Annotated in this window: 19 protein-coding genes; 5 read left to right on the plus strand and 14 right to left on the minus strand. The window is 66.1% G+C overall.

All coding sequences use genetic code 11. The features are described from left to right. Positions 1-84: 84 nt before the first annotated feature. From atpC to ACOOHB_RS10810, 12 genes are all read right to left on the minus strand, one after another. A complete protein-coding gene (gene atpC / locus ACOOHB_RS10755) occupies positions 85-468 on the minus strand; it encodes an ATP synthase F1 subunit epsilon (RefSeq protein ID WP_420444842.1) in 384 nt (127 codons plus the stop codon). A gap of 41 nt (positions 469-509) precedes the next feature. Next, complete coding sequence (gene atpD, locus ACOOHB_RS10760) at positions 510-1,961, minus strand: F0F1 ATP synthase subunit beta (protein WP_420444843.1); 1,452 nt, start codon at positions 1,959-1,961, stop codon at positions 510-512. A gap of 38 nt (positions 1,962-1,999) precedes the next feature. Further along, positions 2,000-2,974, minus strand: coding sequence for a F0F1 ATP synthase subunit gamma (locus ACOOHB_RS10765; RefSeq protein WP_420444844.1), 975 nt, complete (start codon positions 2,972-2,974; stop codon positions 2,000-2,002). A 6-nt stretch (positions 2,975-2,980) separates the two neighbouring features. Then, a complete protein-coding gene (gene atpA, locus ACOOHB_RS10770; RefSeq protein ID WP_420444845.1) occupies positions 2,981-4,525 on the minus strand; it encodes a F0F1 ATP synthase subunit alpha in 1,545 nt (514 codons plus the stop codon). Beyond that, positions 4,522-5,049, minus strand: coding sequence for an ATP synthase F1 subunit delta (gene atpH, locus ACOOHB_RS10775; protein WP_420444846.1), 528 nt, complete (start codon positions 5,047-5,049; stop codon positions 4,522-4,524). The genes atpA and atpH overlap by 4 nt, the downstream gene beginning before the upstream one ends. Positions 5,050-5,141: 92 nt before the next feature. After that, positions 5,142-5,696 carry a F0F1 ATP synthase subunit B gene (gene atpF, locus ACOOHB_RS10780; RefSeq protein WP_420444847.1) on the minus strand — a complete coding sequence of 185 codons (555 nt, stop codon included), beginning with the start codon at positions 5,694-5,696 and terminating at the stop codon, positions 5,142-5,144. A gap of 9 nt (positions 5,697-5,705) precedes the next feature. After that, a complete protein-coding gene (gene atpE / locus ACOOHB_RS10785; RefSeq protein ID WP_419554093.1) occupies positions 5,706-5,957 on the minus strand; it encodes an ATP synthase F0 subunit C in 252 nt (83 codons plus the stop codon). Positions 5,958-6,054: 97 nt separating this feature from the next. Then, entirely contained in the window at positions 6,055-6,849 is a 795-nt protein-coding gene (gene atpB / locus ACOOHB_RS10790) for a F0F1 ATP synthase subunit A (RefSeq protein ID WP_420444848.1), read from the minus strand. Then, on the minus strand, positions 6,846-7,325 hold the full coding sequence (locus tag ACOOHB_RS10795; RefSeq protein WP_420444849.1) for an ATP synthase subunit I: 480 nt from the start codon (positions 7,323-7,325) through the stop codon (positions 6,846-6,848). The genes atpB and ACOOHB_RS10795 overlap by 4 nt, the downstream gene beginning before the upstream one ends. Further along, entirely contained in the window at positions 7,322-7,777 is a 456-nt protein-coding gene (locus ACOOHB_RS10800) for an AtpZ/AtpI family protein (RefSeq protein WP_420444850.1), read from the minus strand. The genes ACOOHB_RS10795 and ACOOHB_RS10800 overlap by 4 nt, the downstream gene beginning before the upstream one ends. A 254-nt stretch (positions 7,778-8,031) precedes the next feature. After that, the gene (locus tag ACOOHB_RS10805; protein ID WP_420444851.1) at positions 8,032-8,355 is read right to left on the minus strand and encodes a hypothetical protein; all 324 of its coding nucleotides are present in this window, start codon (positions 8,353-8,355) and stop codon (positions 8,032-8,034) included. A gap of 31 nt (positions 8,356-8,386) precedes the next feature. Then, positions 8,387-8,935: a hypothetical protein gene (locus ACOOHB_RS10810; protein ID WP_420444852.1), complete on the minus strand. Its 549-nt coding sequence runs from the start codon at positions 8,933-8,935 to the stop codon at positions 8,387-8,389. Between the two features lie 393 nt (positions 8,936-9,328). On the opposite strand from ACOOHB_RS10810, the gene ACOOHB_RS10815 reads away from it, so the two are divergent. After that, complete coding sequence (locus ACOOHB_RS10815) at positions 9,329-9,478, plus strand: hypothetical protein (protein ID WP_420444853.1); 150 nt, start codon at positions 9,329-9,331, stop codon at positions 9,476-9,478. Positions 9,479-9,585: 107 nt separating this feature from the next. Further along, the gene (locus ACOOHB_RS10820) at positions 9,586-10,089 is read left to right on the plus strand and encodes a recombinase family protein (RefSeq protein WP_420444854.1); all 504 of its coding nucleotides are present in this window, start codon (positions 9,586-9,588) and stop codon (positions 10,087-10,089) included. A 166-nt stretch (positions 10,090-10,255) separates the two neighbouring features. Here ACOOHB_RS10820 and ACOOHB_RS10825 read toward each other — a convergent pair whose 3' ends face one another. Then, positions 10,256-10,582, minus strand: a complete 327-nt coding sequence (locus ACOOHB_RS10825; protein ID WP_420444855.1) for a hypothetical protein — start codon at positions 10,580-10,582, stop codon at positions 10,256-10,258. Between the two features lie 14 nt (positions 10,583-10,596). Next, positions 10,597-11,871, minus strand: coding sequence for a hypothetical protein (locus ACOOHB_RS10830; protein WP_420444856.1), 1,275 nt, complete (start codon positions 11,869-11,871; stop codon positions 10,597-10,599). Between the two features lie 52 nt (positions 11,872-11,923). Here ACOOHB_RS10830 and ACOOHB_RS10835 point away from each other — a divergent pair, with 52 nt between their 5' ends. From ACOOHB_RS10835 to ACOOHB_RS10845, 3 genes are all read left to right on the plus strand, one after another. After that, entirely contained in the window at positions 11,924-12,709 is a 786-nt protein-coding gene (locus ACOOHB_RS10835) for a recombinase family protein (protein ID WP_420444857.1), read from the plus strand. 187 nt (positions 12,710-12,896) lie between these two features. Beyond that, the gene (locus tag ACOOHB_RS10840) at positions 12,897-13,124 is read left to right on the plus strand and encodes a type II toxin-antitoxin system Phd/YefM family antitoxin (RefSeq protein ID WP_420444858.1); all 228 of its coding nucleotides are present in this window, start codon (positions 12,897-12,899) and stop codon (positions 13,122-13,124) included. Then, complete coding sequence (locus ACOOHB_RS10845; protein WP_420444859.1) at positions 13,121-13,513, plus strand: type II toxin-antitoxin system VapC family toxin; 393 nt, start codon at positions 13,121-13,123, stop codon at positions 13,511-13,513. The genes ACOOHB_RS10840 and ACOOHB_RS10845 overlap by 4 nt, the downstream gene beginning before the upstream one ends. Positions 13,514-13,558: the final 45 nt, after the last annotated feature.

The raw sequence follows: 13,558 nt of genomic DNA on the forward strand, positions 1-13,558 counted from the left end.
GCAGACGCGGCGAGCGCCGCGTCACACCGTGCTCACATAGCTGTGTTCACGCAGCTGCGCTGTAGTTACGCAGCTGCGCTGTGCTCAGGCAGCTCCGGCGACGGCGATGCGCGTCTGCGCCCAGGCCAGCGCAGCCTTGGCGTCGTCGTCGTCGGAATCGGCGTTGACGGCTGCTTCGGCCGCCTCGAGATCGGCGCTGGCCGCGGCGACGTCGATCTCGTCGGCCGCATAGGCAGCATCGCTGAGGATCGTCACGACGTTGTTGCTGACCTCGACGAAGCCGCGGTTGATCGCCAGCGTCACGATGCCGTCAGACGCCCACAGCTGGGTCTGGCCGATGTCGAGCGCACCAATGAACGCCGCATGATGGTCCAGAAAGGCGATGTCGCCGTCGACGGTGCGCGTGACGACTTGAGTGCACTCGCCGCTGAATAGCACCGCTTCGGGTGAGACCAGCTCAACTTGCATCTCGTGTGCCTCCGTGTCCTTCCGAGCCCCGGCCGTGCCAGCTAGGACTGCTCGAGGTCCCGCGCCTTGGCCATGGCGGCCTCGGCGTTGCCGACGTTGAGGAACGCCTGCTCGGGGAGGTTGTCCAGCTCGCCATTGCACAGCATCTCGAACGACTCGATGGTCTCCGCGATCGGCACGAAGACGCCCGGCAAGCCGGTGAAGACCTCGGCCACGAAGAACGGCTGGCTCAAGAAGCGCTGGATCTTGCGCGCCCGGTTGACCGTGATGCGGTCCTCCTCGGACAGCTCGTCAAGACCCAGGATGGCGATGATGTCCTGTAGCTCCTTGTAGCGCTGGAGGATCTCCTGGGTGCGCCGTGCCACGCCGTAGTGCCGGTCGCCGACCACCTCGGGGCTGAGGATGGTCGATGTCGAGGCCAGCGGATCCACTGCCGGGTAGATGCCCAGCGAGGCGATCTGGCGGCTCAGCTCAGTGGTGGCGTCGAGGTGGGTGAACGTGGTGAACGGCGCCGGGTCGGTGTAGTCGTCCGCCGGCACGTACACGGCCTGCAGCGACGTGATCGAGTGCCCCGATGTCGAGGTGATGCGCTCTTGCAGCTCGCCCATCTCGTCGGCCAGGTTGGGCTGGTAGCCCACCGCTGACGGCATGCGGCCCAGCAGCGTGGACACCTCCGAGCCGGCCTGCACGAAGCGGAAGATGTTGTCGACGAACAGCAGCACTTCCTGGCCTTGCACGTCGCGGAAGTACTCCGCCATCGTCAGCGCCGACAGAGCGACGCGCAGCCGCACGCCAGGCGGCTCGTCCATCTGCCCGAACACCAGCGCGGTCTTCTCGAGCACGCCGGACTCTGCCATCTCCAGATAGAGGTCAGTGCCCTCACGAGTGCGCTCCCCCACCCCAGCGAACACCGACACACCGCCGTGCTGGGACGCAACGCGGTTGATCATCTCGGTGATGAGCACCGTCTTGCCCACGCCGGCGCCACCGAACAGACCGATCTTGCCGCCCTCCACGTATGGCTCGAGCAGGTCGATGACCTTGATGCCCGACTCGAACATCGTCGCTCTCGGCTCAAGGGTGTCGAACGCAGGTGCGGGGCGGTGGATTTCCCACCGATCCGCGATGCCTTCGACCAGATCGGCACCATCGAGGGGCTCGCCCAAGACGTTGAAGATGTGGCCCAGCACCCCGTCGCCCACCGGCACGGCGATGCCCCGACCGGTGTTGGTCACCTTCATGCCTCGGGTCAATCCGTCGGTCGCCTTCATCGAGACGATGCGCACGCGGTTGTCGCCAATCTGCTGGGCCACCTCGCCTGTGATGGTGACCGGCGTGCCTTCCAGCTCGACATGCATCTCGACAGCGGTGTTGATCTCCGGGAGCGCCCCCGACGGGAACTCCGCATCGACAACCGGTCCGGCGATGGCCACGACGCGGCCGTCGGCGTGCTCGGTCGTCTCTTCGGCTGTGCTTGCTTGCGTCATAGTCATTGATGTGTCTCCTCAACCCGCCGAGGGGCTCGATTGGGCTACTTGCGTGAGCGGAACAGGTTCGCAGTGCGGGCTTCGATGGTGTCGGACAGAAGGTCGACTTCGCCGCCGGTTTGAGAGAGCGCCTCAGCACCGCTGACGATCTCCATGATCTCGGTGGTGATGGCGTCCTGGCGGGCGCGGTTCATCACGCGTGTCAGGTTGGTTTTTAAGTCTTCGGCGTTGTCGGTTGCGGCCTTCATGGCGCGCTGACGAGCGGCGTGTTCGGAGGCAGAGGCCTCGAGCAGCGCTGAGAACAGCCGGGCCTCGGCGTAGCGCGGCAGGAGACGCTCGAGAATCACCGCTGGCTCGGGCTCGAACTCGTAGCCACCGGCTGCACCGGAGCTTTGGGGAACATCGGCACCGTTGGCGCCGCCGAAGTCGCCGGAATCCAGCGGCATGAACGGGACGATCGCCACTTCCTGGACGCCGATGGAGTGAAACTTGGTGTACGCCAGCTTCACCTGGCCGCACTCGCCGCTCTCGAACAGCGCAGTGGCTGCCCGCGCGATCCGCTGGGCATCGGCATAGCTCGGCTGGTCACTGAAGCCGTCGAAGCCAGCGGCAATGCGGAAATCGCGGAAACGGAAGTAGCCCTGGGTCTTGCGGCCCGACAGCACCAGCTCGTAGTCACGGCCCGCTGCCGCGTCGGCGGCGATCGCACGCTCGGTGGAACGCAGGACGTTGTTGTTGTAGCCGCCGCACAGGCCACGATCCGCAGCGATGACAACGTAGGCCACCTTCGCGACATCGGCCGGCTCGCGCAGCAGCGGGTGATCGGCCTCGCCACCGGCAGATGCCAGGTTGGCAATGACCGCAGTCACCTTCTCGCTGTACGGCCGTGCGGCGCGCACCCGGGTCTGCGCCCGCACGATGCGTGAAGCCGCAATCAGCTCCATGGCGCGCGTGATCTTCTTCGTAGCCTCGATCGACTTGATACGCCGCCGAAGAATGCGCTCCTGACCGCTTGCCATCGCGAATCAGCTGTCCGCGGTGTCGTCAGCGCTCAAGGCGTCAGACGTCACGAACTGTGCGCCAAATGCCTCGATCGCAGCTTGCAGTGCCCCTTCGACGAGGGCTCCCGTCGAGCGGATGTCCTCGAGCAGGGCGCTGTGACGAGTGCTCATGTACGCCAAGAGCTCGTTCTCGTAGCGGTTTACGTCCTCCACCGGGATGCCGTCGACGTAGCCGTTGGTGCCGGCGAAAATGACGACCACCTGCTGCTCGACGGGCATGGGCGAGTTGAGCCCCTGCTTGAGCAGCTCCACGAGCCGGTAGCCCCGCCCGAGCTGGGCGGCGGACACCGCATCGAGCTCGGATCCGAAGGTGGCGAACGCCTCAAGATCACGGAACTGCGCCAGGTCGATCTTGAGGGTGCCGGCCACACCCTTCATGGCCTTGGTCTGTGCAGCAGAGCCCACCCGCGATACCGATATGCCCACGTCCACGGCGGGCCGGACTCCCGACTTGAACAAGTCGTCCTGGAGGTAGATCTGGCCGTCAGTGATCGAGATCACGTTCGTCGGGATGTATGCCGACACGTCGCCGGCCTTTGTCTCGATGATCGGAAGCGCTGTCAGCGAGCCGGCGCCGTTGACGTCGGACAGCTTGGCGGCACGCTCAAGCAGACGGCTGTGCAGGTAGAACACATCGCCCGGGTACGCCTCGCGTCCCGGCGGACGGCGCAGCAGCAGCGACATCTGGCGGTACGCCTCGGCTTGCTTGGAGAGATCGTCGTAAACGATGAGCGCGTGGTCACCGTTCTCCATCCAATGCTGGCCCATCGCGCAGCCGGCATAGGGAGCCAGGTACTTGAACGGCGCGGCGTCGGCGGCAGGCGCGGAGACCACCACGGTGTACTCCATGGCGCCACGCTCTCGCAATGTGTTCACCACTTGCGCAACCGTCGAGCCCTTCTGCCCGATGGCCACGTAGATGCACTTCACACCGAGGCCGGCCTGGTTGAGGATCGTGTCGACCGCGATCGACGTCTTGCCGGTCTTTCGGTCGCCGATGATCAGCTCCCGTTGACCTCGACCGACTGGGGTCATCGAGTCGATGGCCTTGATGCCGGTCTGCAGCGGTTCATGCACCGGCTTGCGGCCCATCACGCCAGGCGCCTGGATCTCCATGCGGCGCTCGATGGCGCCGACGATCTCGCCCCGGCCGTCGATCGGCTCGCCGAGTGCATTCACGACACGGCCCAGAACGGCGTCGCCGACAGGGATCGACAGAATGCGGCCGGTTGCCTTGACGGCCTGGCCCTCCTCGATCGACTCGACATTGCCGAGCACGACGGCGCCAATGGAATCCTCGTCGAGGTTCAATGCGAGACCGACGTCTCCGCTGGCGAACTCCAAGATCTCGTTCACCGAGCAGCCCGGCAGTCCCGAGACGCGGGCAATGCCGTCGCCCACCTCGAGGATCCGGCCGACAGTTGCGGACTCGATCGACGGATCAAAGCCCTCGAGATTCTGGCGAATCGCCAAAGCGATGCCAGCGGTATCAAAGCTCAAGTCGGTCACGACAGGCGCTCCTTCATGTTGTCGAGCCGAGTGCGGACCGAGCCATCGAAGACGGTGTCGCCGATCTGGGCGGACAGTCCTCCGATGATCTCCGGGTCCACTACGACGTGGACGGTCACGTTGCGACCGCTCGCCCGGCCAAGCGCATCGGCAACTTTGGAAATCTGCTCGTCGGTGAGTGCGACGGCCGCGCGCACTTCGGCCACCACCTCACCCCGCGTTGCGGCGGCGAGTTCTAGCACCTCTTCGGCGATGGTGTCGAGCTGACCGCCACGGCCTGCGCCGACCAGCATCGCCACCACGTTGAGCGTGACCGGCGATGCCTGAGCCGCCAACAAGTCCTCGATGATGCCGATGCGGCGTGATGCCGGCACGGAGCGGTCGGACAGCACGCGGCGCAGTTCCTCGTTCGCGGCGACAGCGCGGCCGACTGCTGACAGTTCGTTGGGCACACGCTCAAGCACATCCTCGGCCTGCGCGATAGCGACCACCGCGCTTGCGTAACCCTCGGTTCGATCGCTCATTGGTCGATCCTGGTCATCTGCTTATCTCCTGTCCCCGCCCGTACCGGTTATGGCCCGGTTGCGGGGCCGCCGGCGGGCGCTGCGCGGGACGCTTAGTTCCCCACCCGTGCGATGTAGTCATCGATCAGCTGGGCGTGGGCTGCCTCGTCGATGCTGGCGCGAACCACCTGCTCGGCGGCGCCGACGGCGATCGACGTGATGTCGGCCCGTACCTCGGCCATGGCCCGCTCGCGAGCAGCCTCGATGTCGGCCTCAGCCTGCGCACGTCGCTCGGCGATCTCCGGCTCGATCGCCGCGAGACGCTCCTGGCGGACCGTTTCGGCAGACGCTCGGGCCTCCTCGATGATCCGGGCGGCTTCGGTGTTGGCCTCGGCCAGCCGGGCGTCGTACTGCGTGCGCAGTTCCTCGGCCTCAGAGCGGGCGTTTGCGGCGCCGTCGAGGTCGCCCTGGATGCGCTCCGTGCGAGCTTCCATGGCCCGCCTGATCGGCGGCAGGGCCAGCTTCCACATGACAATGAGCAGGATGAAGAATGCCGAAGACCCCCAGATCACCTCGTTCCATTCGGGGATGATCGGGTTGGAGGCGGCCTCGCCCTCCTCGGTCGCCGAAAGAAGGCCGGCTGCCAAATTGCTCAGAGTGGCGTTCATGGGTTCCTCCTACGCGAAGTTGAGGAGGATGAACACCACGAAACCGATGAGGGCCAATGCCTCAGTGAACGCGATGCCCAAGAACATGGTCGTACGGACCATGCCCGCCGATTCGGGCTGGCGCGCCATGGCTGTGATGGCGTTGCCAACGACAAGGCCGATGCCGACGCCCGGGCCGATGGCCGCTAGGCCGTAGCCGAGGCCGGCGCCGAGCGCCTTGAGCCCGTCGAGTGCGTTGTCCGCTTGCGCGAGCAATTCCATTACTCGTCATCTCCTGTGTTGTATGGGGTCTTGGGGCAGGGGCCGAGTGCCGAGACACTGTGCGGCCGGTGGTCGGTGAGGGAACGGGTGGTCGGGCCTAGTGCTCTGGGTGCAGCGCACCGCCGATGTACACGGCGGCGAGGATCGTGAAGATGAACGCCTGCAGGAGTGCAACGAGGATCTCGAAGCCGGTCAGCCCGATGAGCACCACAAACGGCGCCCAGACAATCGCTATCAGCGGACTCGTGTCCCACAGTGCTGCGGTGAGCACGCCGAAGGTGACCAGGAGCAGGTGTCCGGCAAGCATGTTCGCGAACAACCGCACGGCGAGCGAGAACGGCCGCACAAAGAACGTCGAGACGAACTCGATGAGCGCCACCAGCGGAAGCAGCGCCTTGGGCACACCGGGCGGAATCACGACGTTCTTGAGGTAGCCAAACAATCCGTGGTGCTTGATGCCGACGGCGTTGAACACCACCCAGACCAGCACGGCGAGGACGAAGGGCATCGCCATGCGGGCGTTGGCTGGGAAGTGGATGAGCGGGAACACCTCGGTGATATTCGAGAAGAGAATGAAGAAGAACAGCGTCAGCAGGAAGGGCAAGTAGCGCAGGCCGTCTGGCCCGATGGTCTGCATGATGATGTTCTCGCGGACGAACTCCACCGAGGTCTCCGCCACGGTTTGGATTCCGCGGGGGGCGGTGATGACTTCCGCCTGCGCGTAGCGGCGCTTTGCCATGACGAAAATCATGACGGGAGCCACGAGGGCGAAGATGTAGATGATGCCGACCTTGTTCAGCGCGAACACCGAGTCGTCGTCGAGACCCGGCAGGACGTTCGGCCACTCCAAGAGGTGCCCGATGTCAGGAAAGGTCAGCGCTAGCAAGTTCACTTCTGCTCCTTGCCTGGGCGTTGACGATCAAGGCCTGGGGCCACAAGCCGCAGCGAAACATATCGGATCTCCCACGCGAGCAGACCGAGGTGGCTCGCGACGATGGTGATCGCGATGGGAATGGGCTCGAAGAAGCCGAGCTGACTGACGGCGAGCACGATTCCGGCAAGCGCCGCGAGCCGCACGATGAAGCCACCCAAAGTGGCCCCCATGAGCGCAACCGGCGACGTGCGTGCACCCCACGCCATCAGCGCCGCGGCCGCAGCAAGATTACCGATGACCAGTGCGTAGCCCAGCGCTGATGAGAGTGCCCCGCCCATGCCCCAGATGAACCCGCTTACGACGACCCAGGCGGGAAACACCCACAGGCTTCGTCGTGCCATGTCGAACGCGATGTCGCGCTCTGGCGAGCCGTCGTCGCTGGCGGGATACGTGCCGCCAGTTCCGGCTCGCTCGGCGAATTCGGCCGGTGTCACAGGAGTCCTGGCCCTGTAGCTGAGCGCAGTGATCGGCCCTCGTCTCGTCCCTCGTTCCGAGACGGACTCGACTCAGTCACGTCGCGTGGTGCCGACGAGGCGGTGTCGGCCTCGAGCGAGACGCCAGTCGGCAGCGAAGCCGGCTCGTCGATGCCAGCGGAGCGATCGATGCCTCGCTGTTGCGTCGGGCGCCGCGCGGCCAGGTCTGCCTCGTGGTCGTTCATGAGCTCGGCGTACCGGTACCACTCGACCATCAGCTTGAGCACGAACGAAACCATGCCGAAGCTCAGGGCCAGCCAGGGTCCCGTGTCCAACCAGCGATCGAGCCCGAACCCTGCAGCAGCGAAGATGACCGGCGTCAGGACGATCTCGACGGCCTTGGCGAGACCGTCCCCACCGCCAGCACGGCTGCCGGTGGCCCGAGTCTCTTCGCGCGCAGCGTGCGATCGCATGGGTCCGGGGGTCTCCGATGCCTGGGTAAGCGTGCCGACGCGCACCCCGATCAGCGATCATTTCCGCACGAACTAACGAGGCGAGCACCGGCCAAGCCGCCCGCAATCTACGGCCTCAGGCGGTTCGTCGCCACGCCAGACGGTGCTCGGCTAGAGGTGCGTCGGGCCCTTGGCATCCCGAGAGGGGGTCCCAGTCCGGCCAGCGGTACACGTGACAGCTATCGACGCAGAGCCCGCACCAACGATAACGGCCCTCAGTGTCGGACTGACCGTCGCCGCCAGAGCCGCCAGCCGAGATCAAAGGCAACATACGAAACGATGCTGAGCACGATGAATCCCACGACGCCGATACTCCCCACGAGCACCAGCAGCAACGGCACCAGCAACACCCCGTAGTGGAGCACCAGGTACGCCGCACGCTCACGGCCGCTGCGAAACTTGAGAGGGGCCGACACCGATGGCGGCAGTTCCGCGTCGCCCCCCATCGTGACGGGGTGGTCCGCCGCCCTCAACGCCCGACAGACGCGGGCAATGGGGGTCCTATACCACCGGGCCGGTGCTGTCTCGTTCACGGCCATGGCGTGATCGTATATCTCTCGCTTATGTCGGTCATTGGCCCTGGGCGGCGAGAGCGGCCTGACATGATGCCGTCGCCCACTCCTGAGTGCCTTGGTAGGAGGTGCTGCCGCCGCCGTTCTCGTGGAGCACGACCTCGCCGATCTCCTCGCCCTTGGCTTTGAAGAACCTGAACCCGCTCCATGCTGAGCAGTAGGTGCCCGTCGAAGTGTCGGAGTCGTCGCTGCTGCCGCCGTCACCCGAGCCGCAGCCGTCATCGTCGTCGTTGTCAGGCTCCGGCGCCAGCGGAACCGCCGGGGTGCCTGTCGAGATGCCAAGGGCCTGCAAGCAGCGCGTCCGGATCTGATTTGAGAGGCGACCTCTTGCCCCCGCCACGATGGCAAGGCAAGCGGTCGCAATGACGACTCGCTGTCCCCATTCCGGGGTGTTATCCCACAGTTCCCTTACCGCCTGCGCCTCGCCGTAGGCAATGTGGCCCTGAAGAGGCCAACTGCCCTCCATGTCCGTTTCGCTGAGACGGCTCAACGCGTCGTCGATGGCATCGACCAGCGCGTCGGCTCCCTCGCGTTCCGCCTCGGACATCTCCTGTTGAGTCTCCCCGGCCTGCTCAAGACCGGACTTCAACAGCCCCCACGCTGTCGCTATCGGGTCGGTGGTGCCGCCCTCTTCGTCGTCGGAGGCGCTGCCTTGCTGGGGGCATCCGGCTTGTGGCGGGTGCGTATCGCATCGGCCCGGGCGGCCAGAGCCTGACCCGCTGCCGGAGCCGCCGGCGGAGCCGCCAGGGCGCCCTTGGTTGGCCGGAGGTGTCTGGACGGGCGGATCAGGCAGAATCGTCCTGCTCGTTGTCAGTACCGCCGGGATGACCCTGCCTCGGCGGAGTCGTCACGGGCGGATCAGGCAAATCGTCCTGCTCATTGTCAGTACCACCCGGATGACCCTGCCCCGGCGGAGTGGCGCTCGAGGGCGGCGGTGTGTGTGGTCGACGTTCTCGTTCCAGCACTGCTGGCCGGCAAATGGGTCGTACGAGCAACGCTCGACTTGTTGGGTGTGGGCCGCGGCGGGGCAGGCGCTGAACGCGATCGGCGCGAGCACTGCGGCGATGAGCGCAACGGCCGTGAGCGTTGAGCCCAGCATTCTTGGGCCAGCCGGGCGCTGGTGGTCGGAATCTTGTTGGTTGCATGAACAGTTCTCCTTTTTATATTTGAACTGTTCATTTTAGGTACAATCGTTCCATGACTGAACAAACGTATGCAACTCCAATCCCACGAGTCATCTCGTACGTACGCGTCTCCACCGGCGCGCAGGCCGAGTCGGGGCTGGGCACCGACGGCCAGCACCACGCGGTGGACCGCGAAGCCGTTGCGCGCGGCTGGCGGGTGATCGAGCGCATCACCGACGACGCGGTCTCAGGCACCACCCCCACTCAGCGCCGCCCGCGGCTGCGCGCTGCGCTCGAGAGGCTCCGTAGCGGCGATGCCGAGGTGCTCGCGGCGGCTCGCGGTGACCGCGTTGCTCGCTCGACGATCGAGCTGCTGGGACTCTACGAATGCGCCGAGGCCGAGGCCGAGGGCTGGTCGCTGGCCGCGCTCGACGCCCCTGTCGGCCTGCAAGGCCCCGAGAGCCGCTTGTTCATTGGGGTTCGCGCCGTCATTGCAGAGTTCGAGACCGCTATGGCGCGGGCGCGCACCACCGACGCCCTGCACGCAGCCCGGCGCATCAACGTCGCGGCACCGTAGCCCCTGACCGCGTCGCACTGTGACGCGGCAGAGCCCGCCCCTGAACAGTGGCACAGGGGCAGGCTCCGCACTCGTGGGGATGGCCGCTAAGCGCAGTCATTCGCAGTCGGCGCGGCCCTCGCAAGGCACAGCGCGGGGCCGCAACCCGCACCAGCGGTAACCGCCCTCAGTGTCGGGTGAACTGCCGCCACTGCCGGAGTTTCCAGCCGAAGGCGAGCGCACCCAGCCCGAGGGCGGGCATCAGAGACGGCATGACCCCGACGCGTTCTACGGGCAGCAGCGACCACTGCGCCACCACCACCACAAACACGATCACAAAACAGGCCGCACGCTCGCGCCAGCTGCGATTCCGGGGAGGCTTCGACACTGACGCCGAAGCCGACACTGAGTCGGCTTCTTTGAGGCGTCGGTCGAGCTTCGCCCACAGACCCGGCTCCTCCGCCGCCAGGTGCGGTTCGGTTTCGACGGCGATCATGGCGTCATCGTATCTCACTGCCGGCGCCTCCCTCAGTCGAGGGCAGCGAGAGCGGCCTGGCATCTTTCAGCCGCCCACTCCTGGGTGCCTTGGTAAGACGTGTTGCCGCCGTCGTTCTCGTGGAGCACGACCTCCCCAATCTCGTGGCCCTTCGAATTGAAGAACCCGAAGCTCGTCCATCCAGTGCAGAAGGCACCCGTCGAGGTGTCGGTGTCGTCGTCGGCCTCGGTGTCGTCGTCAGCAGCCGTCGGCTCGGGCGTTGTCGCCGGAGGCTCTATGTAGTCTGCCGCGATACTGAAAGCCGCCGCGCAAGCAGCGCCGAACGCCACTGCGCCAGGCACGCCGAAGCCCACAATCGCCCCGATGGCACCGCAGACAGCCCCAGCAACCGCAGCCTGTTGCGTTCGCGTAAGACCGTTCCACAGCGTGGCTATCGCCTGCGACTCGGCGTAGGAGACGTGGCCCTGCAGAGGCCAGCTGCCCTCCATGTCCGTTTCGCTGAGACGGGTCAGCGCTCGGTCGATGGCATCGCGCACCGCCTCGCCCTGCGCTTGCATCGCCTCGGACTGGGCGATTTGAGCGTCGCCGGACGTCTCAAGACCGGACTTCAGCAGCCCCCACGCTGTCGCTATCGGGTCGGTGGTGCCGCCCTCTTCGTCGTCGGGGCCGCTGCCTTGCTGGGGGCATCCGGCTTGTGGCGGGTGCGTATCGCATCGGCCCGGGCGGCCTGAGCCGCTGCCGCTGCCGCTACCCGAGCCGCTGCCGCTGCCTGAGCCGCTGCCGCTACCCGAGCCGCTACCCGAGCCGCCGTCGTCATCGTCATCGCCATCGCCGTCCTGATTGCTCTCAGGGGTCTGTTCAGTATCAGGCGGGTCGGGCAGATCGTCCTGCTCATTGTCAGTACCACCCGGATGACCCTGCCCCGGCGGGGTCGTCACGGGCGGATCAGGCAAATCGTCCTGCTCATTGTCAGTACCACCCGGATGACCCTGCCCCGGCGGGGTCGTCACGGGCGGATCAGGCAAATCGTCCTGCTCATTGTCAGTACCACCCGGATGACCCTGCCCCGGCGGGGTCGTGCTCGAGGGCGGCGGTGTGTGGGTGTGGTCGACGTTCTCGTACCAGCACTGCTGGCCAGCGAACGGGTCGAACGAGCAGCGCTGAACGCGCTCTGTGTGCGCGTCGGCTGGGTCGGCACCGAGCGCGACCGGTGTCAGCACCGCGGCGATGAGCGCGACGGCTGTAGCGGCCGATCCCAGGTGCCGCAGCCAGCGGCACGCAGATGGTCGGGGATGTGTTGGTTGCATGAACGGTTCTCCTTCTTGTGTCGGAACCGTTCATTTCAGGTACAGTCGTTTTATGACTGAACGAACGTGCGTATCTCCATATCTGAGGGTCATCTCCTACGCGCGGGTGTCCACCGGCGCGCAGGCTCAATCAGGTCTCGGCATCGACGCCCAGCACCAAGCGGTGGACCGGGAGGCCGCAGCACGCGGGTGGCAGGTGATCGACCGCATCACCGACGACGCGGTCTCGGGCACCACCCCCACCGAGCGCCGCCCGCGGCTGCGCGCAGCACTGGAGAAGCTCGGACACGGCGATGCCGACATGCTCGCGACAGCGCGGGGCGATCGGCTGGCGCGCTCGACGATCGAGCTGTTGCGCCTCTACGAACGCGCCGAGGCTGAGGGCTGGACGCTCGTCTCTCTCGACGCACCCGGCGGTCTGGGAGGCCCTGAGAGCCGCTTGTTCGTTGGGGTTCGCGCTGTCATCGCCGAGTTTGAGGCGGGCATGACGCGAGCGCGCACCACAGAAGCCCTCGACGCGGCCCGTCGCCGAGGCCAGCGTCTCGGCCGTCCCAGCCGCCACGCAGAAACGACCAAGGCCCTCGCAACCCAGCTGCGCTCAGCAGGTCACAGCCTGAACCAGATCGCGGTGGCGCTCACCACCGCCGGCGTCCTTACACCCACCGGCAACACCGCATGGAGCCGCTCATCGGTCGCGTCGCTGCTGCGCACCATCGACCTCGACGACCAAGCGCGCGCCAACGCCCAAGCGCATCGACAGGCCCGACAACAGCGGGACAACAGCACCGAGCTGCCCCAGCAGCACGCCACAGGAGAACCACCTCAGAATGCGGCTTGACCGGGCACTTGGAGGTGTGTAAGATACGAACGTTTCAGGTACAGCCCAAATATGCCCCTGACCAGCAGTTTTGTCGGAGCGATAACCGTCAGGGAGCGCTGACTTGGCATCGGAGAGGCCCGATGAGCGCATCACCGCGGCCCTCGGCAGTGGTCTTAGGGTGGTAAATGGCCATTATAATGGCCATATGCTGAAACAGGTGACCGCTACGGAGGCCAAGAAGTCGATCTTGGGACTGCTCGACGAGGTGGCTGCCGGCGCCGAGATCGAGATCACCAAGCACGGACGCACAGTGGCCCGGCTGGTACCGGCGCGCGGCCCCGCGGCATTCGTGGGGATGTTCGCCGGAAGCGTGTCGAGCACCGACGACGATGAGGATCTGTTCTCCACGGGTGAGGGCTGGAGCGCGAGTTGAGCACCTTGCTGCTGGACACCCATGTGGTTCATTGGGCGTCGGCCGAACCTCACCGACTCAGCGACGCAGCCGCGCACGCGATCAGCGACTCCGACAGCCTCGCGGTCGCCTCGGTGTCGTGGTACGAGCTGGCGTGGCTGGCCTACCGAGGGAGAATCGTGCCGCGAGAGCCCATCGCCTCGTGGCTCGGCGGGCTGTCCAGATCGCTGCTGACAATTCCCCTCACGCCCGTCATTGCGCTGACCGCTGTGTCATTGCCGCAGACGTTCGTCGGCGATCCGGCCGACCGGCAGATCTACGCGACTGCGGCGAGTTCAGGCTGGCCGGTGGTCTCGAAGGATCTGCGCCTGCGTGAGTTCATCGACGGCGACGCCGAAGTCATCTGGTAGCTCGCCGCCGTGCTCACCCCCAGCGCCGGCCAGCGCGGTTATCGC

It is taken from the genome of Candidatus Poriferisodalis sp., from assembly GCF_965215815.1.
GTDB lineage: Bacteria > Actinomycetota > Acidimicrobiia > Acidimicrobiales > Poriferisodalaceae > Poriferisodalis.

Excerpts from the sequence above, each read along its gene's own strand:
- atpF (WP_420444847.1), bottom strand. The coding sequence starts at position 5,696 with ATGAACGCCACTCTGAGCAATTTGGCAGCCGGCCTTCTTTCGGCGACC.
- ACOOHB_RS10840 (WP_420444858.1), top strand. The coding sequence starts at position 12,897 with ATGCTGAAACAGGTGACCGCTACGGAGGCCAAGAAGTCGATCTTGGGA.
- ACOOHB_RS10835 (WP_420444857.1), top strand. The coding sequence starts at position 11,924 with ATGACTGAACGAACGTGCGTATCTCCATATCTGAGGGTCATCTCCTAC.
- atpH (WP_420444846.1), bottom strand. The coding sequence starts at position 5,049 with ATGAGCGATCGAACCGAGGGTTACGCAAGCGCGGTGGTCGCTATCGCG.
- atpE (WP_419554093.1), bottom strand. The coding sequence starts at position 5,957 with ATGGAATTGCTCGCGCAAGCGGACAACGCACTCGACGGGCTCAAGGCG.
- atpD (WP_420444843.1), bottom strand. The coding sequence starts at position 1,961 with ATGACTATGACGCAAGCAAGCACAGCCGAAGAGACGACCGAGCACGCC.
- ACOOHB_RS10800 (WP_420444850.1), bottom strand. The coding sequence starts at position 7,777 with ATGCGATCGCACGCTGCGCGCGAAGAGACTCGGGCCACCGGCAGCCGT.
- ACOOHB_RS10830 (WP_420444856.1), bottom strand. The coding sequence starts at position 11,871 with ATGCAACCAACACATCCCCGACCATCTGCGTGCCGCTGGCTGCGGCAC.
- ACOOHB_RS10805 (WP_420444851.1), bottom strand. The coding sequence starts at position 8,355 with ATGGCCGTGAACGAGACAGCACCGGCCCGGTGGTATAGGACCCCCATT.
- atpC (WP_420444842.1), bottom strand. The coding sequence starts at position 468 with ATGCAAGTTGAGCTGGTCTCACCCGAAGCGGTGCTATTCAGCGGCGAG.
- ACOOHB_RS10765 (WP_420444844.1), bottom strand. The coding sequence starts at position 2,974 with ATGGCAAGCGGTCAGGAGCGCATTCTTCGGCGGCGTATCAAGTCGATC.
- ACOOHB_RS10810 (WP_420444852.1), bottom strand. The coding sequence starts at position 8,935 with ATGTCCGAGGCGGAACGCGAGGGAGCCGACGCGCTGGTCGATGCCATC.
- ACOOHB_RS10820 (WP_420444854.1), top strand. The coding sequence starts at position 9,586 with ATGACTGAACAAACGTATGCAACTCCAATCCCACGAGTCATCTCGTAC.